This is a genomic window from Streptomyces sp. NPDC104309, assembly GCF_055584025.1.
The window spans coordinates 17,477-24,585 of sequence record NZ_JBVJMV010000074.1 but is presented as its reverse complement, the minus strand read 5'-3'; the positions used below and the strand labels follow the sequence as shown (position 1 = coordinate 24,585).

The 7,109-nt window shown below is 67.5% G+C and carries 2 pseudogenes; both read left to right on the top strand.

The window, feature by feature from the left end:
- Positions 1–381: pseudogene (locus ACZ68L_RS43915) on the top strand (hypothetical protein); the annotation flags it as partial.
- Between the two features lie 469 nt (positions 382–850).
- Positions 851–6,932 (top strand): annotated as a pseudogene (locus ACZ68L_RS43910) (DNRLRE domain-containing protein).
- Positions 6,933–7,109: the final 177 nt, after the last annotated feature.

The window sequence follows — 7,109 nt, the reverse complement described above, 5'->3', positions numbered from 1 at the left end:
GTCCCCGCGCTCGGCCACGGCCGCGCGCCGCACCTCGTCGACAGCCGTGCGGAGGACCTGGCTGTGCTGCTCACCGCGGTGCCCGGCGTCCCGGCAGCGGGGCTCGACTTGGCCGACGGCGAGTGGCAGGCCGTACACCGGCAGGCCGGCGCCCTGTGCGCCCGCCTCCACGAAGCCGGCGAACTCGACCGCGCCGACCGGGCCGAGGCCGAAGCATCCCTGGAGGCCGCAGCTGACGGAGCGGAGAAGTACCTGGCCCGCGCCGGAGACCGGCTCACCGAGGAAGAGCGGCAGGTGATCCGCGGGCACGCCGCCCAGCTCCGCCGCGTCGGCCCGGTACCCGTCGGCTACGTCCACGGCGACAACCGGGACCTTCACTAGGCAAGTCAGTTGTCGGAAGCGGCGTTGTCGAGTTCCAGTCGCACTTGCGTACCGGCTCGCCCGGCGAGTGGGCTCCGTGGGGCGCCGTTCGAGCTGGCGGCAGCGCCTTGTTCTGTCCCGGCGCTGGTAGGCGTATCGCTGCGCCGAGCCTGCATTTGCGAAATGTGCGGGATGTTGAGCGGTAGGTATTGGTGGCGTCACTTCATGTGATCAAGGTCATAGGTCGAGGCATGGGGGGAGGTGTCCGGTTAGGGGGCATTGGATGATCTTGGTGGTGTTGTGCTCCGGGCTACTTTGCGAATCGATCACTGTTTCTTTACGTGACGAGTAGACGGGGATGGGTTCGTGAGACCTGTGGATGTTCCTCCTTCTCCTGGGGAGATAGGACGGATGTGGCGTGACCGGAGCCGAAGTCTGCGTTGGATCGCAGGTGGGCTTGCGGTGCTGATGTCGGTGTCGTTGCTGGAGGGTGCGGCAGCGGCGGCCCCGGCTGTCGGGTAAGCGCGTTGAGGCGCTGAGCGAGCGCACCGAGACGTCGACCACCTGGGTCAACAAGGATGGCAGTCTCACCACGGAACTCGCTGCCGGGCCCGTCCGGTTCGAGCGTGATGGGCGATGGACCGACGCGGATGTCAACCTACGCGAAACCGGATCAGGCGTGGAGCCCGTCGCCCACCCGGAGGGCCTGCGGCTCGCCGGCAAGACCGGCACCCCCGCGAAGTCACTGGCCGCTGCGCAGGAGGCAAAGGCTACCGACCTGGTCACCCTCGGGGATGGGGACCAGCAGATCAGGCTTCAGTGGAAGGGCGGCCTGCCAGAGCCCAAGCTGGACGGCCCGCGAGCTGAGTACGTCAACGCCGTGCCTGGCGCGGATGTCGTCGTCGAGGCCACCCGTACCGGCTTCGAGCAGTACGTCGAGATCAAACAGCGGCCCGACACGGACGGCTACTCCTACACGCTGCCGCTGAAGGCCAAGGGCCTGAAAGTGAAGCAACTGGCCGACGGCAGCGTTCAGTTCACCGACACCAAGAACAGGAAGCGGGCCGTGATGCCCGCCCCGGTGATGTGGGACGCCACAGTCGACAAGCGGTCCGGCGAGCACACGAACCGGGCCGAGGTCGGTCTGACGGTCGTACACAAGGGCTCGTCCGTCGATCTGGTGATCACCCCGGACGCCGGCTTCCTCGCCGCCCCGGATACCAAGTACCCGGTCACCATCGACCCGTCCACCTCATCGCTGTCGAACGTCTTCGACACCTACGTGCAGCAGGGCGAGACTGTCGACTGGTCGGCCGACACCGAGCTGGACTGGGGCAACCCGGGCACCAAGAACGCCGACGGCACCCCGCGCACCGCGCAGTCCTTCATCTCCTGGAACACCACGCCGGTCCAGGACGCGCTGGTGCTGGACGCGAAGCTGTCCCTGTACAACTTCCACTCGGGCAACACCGACTGCAAGGCGTACCCGTGGGAGGTGTGGTCCTCTCCCGCCGCCTCCACCTCCAGCCGGTGGACCAACCGCCCCACGATGACGGCGAAGAAGGCCACCTCCTCCGAGACCCGCGGCAACCCCTCGTGCACCAGCACCCAGCCCAAGGGCTGGATCAACGCGGACATCACCACACTGGTGCAGGAGTGGGCCTCGGCCAAGACCACCCGCGGACACATGGGCATCCGCGCCACAGACGAGTCGGTCGTGGCCCAGTGGAAGCGCGTCAACTCCGCCAACGCCGCCTCCAACCCGCCGAAGCTGGTCGTCAACTACAACTACCGGCCACGCACCGGCACCAAGCAGGAGGCCGGCCCGCCGTACTTCTCCTACGGCGGCGACTACGTCGTCAACACCACCACGCCCACCCTGCGGGACACCTTCGTCGACGCCGACGGCGACAAGGTCAACGGCACCTTCCAGATCTTCGACTCCGCCACCAACGCCCAGGTCGGCAACGTCCTGGTGTCCAAGTACGTGCCCTCCGGGCAGGTCGCCTCGGTGACCTTACCGGCCGGGGTGCTCGCGGACGGCAAGACCTACAAGTTCCGCACCAGCCCCTATGACGGCACGCACTACAACACCGGCTGGTCGGCTTGGAAGACCTTCACCGTCGACACCAAGGCCCCGTCCGCCCCGACGAAGATCGTCTCCACGGACTACCCGTCGGACAAGTGGGTCAAGGGCACCGGCCAGGCCGGCACGTTCACGGTCACCCCACCCGCCGGCGGTGACCACAACTGGCTGGAGTGGTCGCTGGACGGCGTGACCTGGACCAAGGTCTCCACCGGCGGCTCCACCGCCGACAAGGCCCTCTCCATCACCCCGCCCAAGGGACGGCACCCACACCCTGCAGGTGCGCTCGGTGGACAAGGCGGACAACAAGTCCGAGGCGATCGAGTACACCTTCCACGCCGGGCCCGGCGGCTTCGTCCAGCCCTCCGACGGCGAGCGCACCGCGCGCCGTCTGCCGCTGGTCGCCGAGGCCGACGCGAGCAAGTACAACAGCGTGTCCTTCTCCTGGCGCCGGTCTGAAGCCGACAACTGGCAGAGGATCCCGGTCGGGGACGTCACCTCCGGGGGCAACGCGCTCACCGGATGGCCGGCCCCACTGACCAACGGCAAGAACAGCCAGCTGGTGTGGAACGCCGTCGCCACCGTCAACCCCGACGGCGCAGTGCAGGTCAAGGCCGACTTCACGGGAGCCAACAGCGCCTCCGGCAGCACCGAACCTCTCACGGTCGTTGTCGACCGCTACGCCCTCGGTGCTGCGCCTCAGTTGATCGGGCCTGGCTCGGTGAACCTGCTCACCGGTGACTTCACCCTCTCCGAAGTGGAAGCCTCCTACTTCGGGTTGTCCGTCACCCGTACGGCTACTTCCCGGACGCCGTCCGCAGGAGACCAGGAGGGACAGGTGGCCATATTCGGCAACGAGTGGGCATCTGGCACGGTCGCCGAATCCGCAGGCTCGGACTACTCCTATGTCAGCAGGGTCTCCGACACCGCCGTCGACGTCGTCGGCAGTCAAGGCGACGCCGTCCACTTCACCGCGAACGCGGCCAAGACCGCATGGATCGCTGAACCCGGCGCCGAGAAGATCACCCTGCAAGGGAGCACATCGGGCTCCTTCACCCTGACCGATGCCGAGGGCACGGTCACCGACTTCGCCAAGCTGGACGACGCGGCAACGACCTGGCAGGTCTCCTCGGCCCGTCTCGACGGCCGCAGCAACTCCACCACCACGGTCGTTTCAGAAACGGTCTCGGCCGACGGCAAGGTCAAGGCCCGGCCCAAGCGGGTTGTCGCCCCGACCTCGGCAGTCGCCTCCGGCACCTGTGCGCAGACCCCCTCCACACGCGGCTGCCGGGTGGTGGAGTTCGTCTACGCCACCTCCACCACCGCCACCACGGGCACATACGGCGACTTCACCGGCCGAGTGAAGGAGATCCAGGTCTGGTCCACCGCTCCCGGAGCGACAGCAGCCACCTCGAAGTCCGTACAGAAGTACACGTACGACACCACCGGACGGCTGCGTCGTACGTGGAACTCGCAAATTGCCCCGCCGTTGGTCACCGAGTACGCCTATGACAGCGCTGGCCGGGTCACCGCACTGACCCCGCCAGGCCAGTTGCCCTGGACCTTCACCTACGGCCAGGCGGGAAGCTCCACCGCCGCTGGTCCGGGGATGCTGCTGAGCGTTTCGCGTCCCGGCCTTCAGCCTGGTACGGCCGCGACCGTGCAGGGCGAGGCGGTCACCAACCTGGTCTACGACGTACCACTCACCGGAACCTCCGCCCCGTATGCCATGGGGGCGAGTGACGTCAAGACGTGGGGCCAACTGGATGCGCCCACCGACGCAACGGCGATCTTCCCGGCTGACTCCGTACCGGCCTCTCACACAGGCAGCGGCCTCGGTGCGGGAGATTACGCGCGGGCGACCATCCAGTACATGGACGCCTCCGGACGCCAGATCAACGCGGCCCTGCCAGGTGGCCACATATCCGCGTCGGACACTGACCAGTTCGGCAACACGATCCGCGAGCTGACCCCCGCCAACCGTGCCCTGGCACTTGGCAAAAGCGCCACGGCACAGAAGGTTCTCACCGACCTGGGCATCGCGGACCTCCCGAGTGCCGAGCGGGCCGACCTGCTGTCGACCCGGTCCGTCTACAACGCCACCGGAACACGCGAACTGGAGGGACTGGGCCCCCTGTCACGGATCGACCTGACCCAGGACCTCACCTCGGGCGGTACCACGCTCGTCTCCGCCGGCACATCCGTCGTAGCCCGCGCCTGGAGTGTCAACACCTATGACGCCGGGCGTCCGACGGACGGCACTGCCTCAGTCAAGGACCAGATCACCGGCACCACCACCGGGGCACAGCTCCGCGTCCACCCCACCGTCCATGCCGAGACCCGTGAGACGCGGACCGTCTACGACTGGGCACGCGGCCTGGCGACCCAGACGGTCCAGGACCCCGGGGGCCTCGCCATCGCCACGGTGACCGAGTACGACGATCAGGGTCGCGTGACGAAGGAGATCCCGTCCGGCAGCACCGCGGCCTCGGCGACCACACGTGTGACCGACTACTGGTCCGCCTCCGGCACCGGTACCTGCGCCGGCCGCCCCGAGTGGGCCGACCTGCCCTGCCGGACTTCGCCCGGCGGCGCCATCACCGGCGGCGGGACCAACCCCTCGACACTCCCGGTCACTACTACCGAATACGACCGGTGGGGCAACCCTACCAATGTCTCCGAAACCGCCGGGGGCGTCACCAGGACCACCACGACCAGCTATGACGACGCGGGCCGTCCTCTCTCGGTCGCCATGACCGGAGGCACCGGCGAGGCGCTGTCCCAGACGACTACCGACTATGACACCACCACCGGCGAGGCCATCAAGAACACTTCGGCCACCGGCGGGACCATCACCAAGGTGTTCGACGCACTGGGCCGCCAGCTTTCCTACACCGATGCGGACGGCGGAGTCACCCAGGTCCGCCACGACCTGCTCAACCGGATCACCCAGGTATCCGACTCCGTTCCCTCGATGGTCACCTACACCTACGACCACACGGCCGAGCCCCGCGGCCTGCCCACGAAGACCACCGACTCCGTCGCAGGCGCGTTCGAGACCGCCTACGACGATGACGGCGCCGTCATCAGCGAAATGCTGCCCGGCGGCTACACCCTGGCCCAGGAGATCGACACAACGGGCTCGCCCCTGGCGCGCACCTACACCAGGGCATCCGACAGCACCGTGGTACTGGCCGACTCGATCGACAGGTCCGTCCACTCCCAGATGACGGCTCACTCGGGATGGTCGCACCAGCAGTACCGGTACGACGCCGTCGGACGTCTGGCAGGGGTCGACGACACCGCAGACACCGTCTGTACCCGCCGCACGTACACCTTCGGCGCGCGCAGCACCCGCACCGCGGTGACCACAGCCGCCTCCGAACCCGGCGCCGACTGCCCGAGCTCCGCAGGAACCACGACCAGCCACACCTACGACAGCGCCGACCGTCTCACCGACACCGGCTACGTCTACGACGCGTTCGGCCGAACGACCACCGCTCCGGGCCACGGCTCCCTCTCCTACTACGCCAACGATCTTGTCTATCGGCAGACAACCGATGGCAAGCGCCAGACCTGGCGGCGGGACTCCGAACTGCGCGTGCGCTCCTGGACGACGGAAAGCGGCTCAGGCACCACCTGGACCCAGACCGCATCCAAGATCAACCACTATGACAGCGACTCCGACAACCCCAGGTGGGTGGTGGAGGACACCGGGACCGGCGCGGTCACCCGCAACATCGTCTCCGCGAGCGGAGCTCTCACCGCGACGAGCACCAAGACCGGCGGCGTGGTGCTCCAACTCGCCAACCTGCACGGCGACATCGCCCTCCAGCTACCGCTGGACGGTGCAACGGCTCCGGCAGCGCTCGACTACGACGAGTACGGCAATCCGCGTCCTGGCCAGGCTGGCGCCCGCTACGCCTGGCTCGGCACCAAGCAGCGCTCCGCCGACACCCTGACCGGGCTCACCCTCATGGGCGTCCGCCTCTACGACCCGAAGCTCGGCCGGTTCCTCCAGGCTGACCCGGTTCCCGGCGGATCGGCGAATGCCTACGACTACGCCAACGCCGACCCGTGCAACAGCTCCGACACCACCGGGCTGATCCCCAAGTGCGGAAAGAAGCACAAGACCAACGGCTACAACCTGCAGATCATCACCAGCCGCCGAGGCGGCGGCGTGACTAAGGACGGCCACCGCTACATCGGGTACTACGTGGAGACCCAGATCAAGGGATTCGCCAACCGGTACCTGTCCCGGAACGCCGTATACGCGGAAACCTGGGGAACCCGGCCGGGCAAAAAGAAGATGGGCAAACTTCAGGGCAAGGCCAGCTGGTACACGCCCTGGAAGAAGCAATGGGAGGTTCACTACAACATCCAAGTGAAACCCGGAACGAGAATCGTGACCCACGGCAACGGCATCGTTATCGGGTGGAACGGCTTCATGACCGCAGTCTCCTCCATCTGCAAGGCCAGCGCGTAGTCCAGCGCCGCGTATCATGATCACCACATGAGTACGCGGCAGAGCCGGGGGGGGGGGGCCCCCCCCCCCGGGGGGGGGCGCCGCGGCGCCGGGGCCACCAAAGAAACGAAGAAACTGCCACAGACGGCGTGACACGAGTGAAATGCCTGTGCAAGACTCCCGACCTCACAGCCGGGG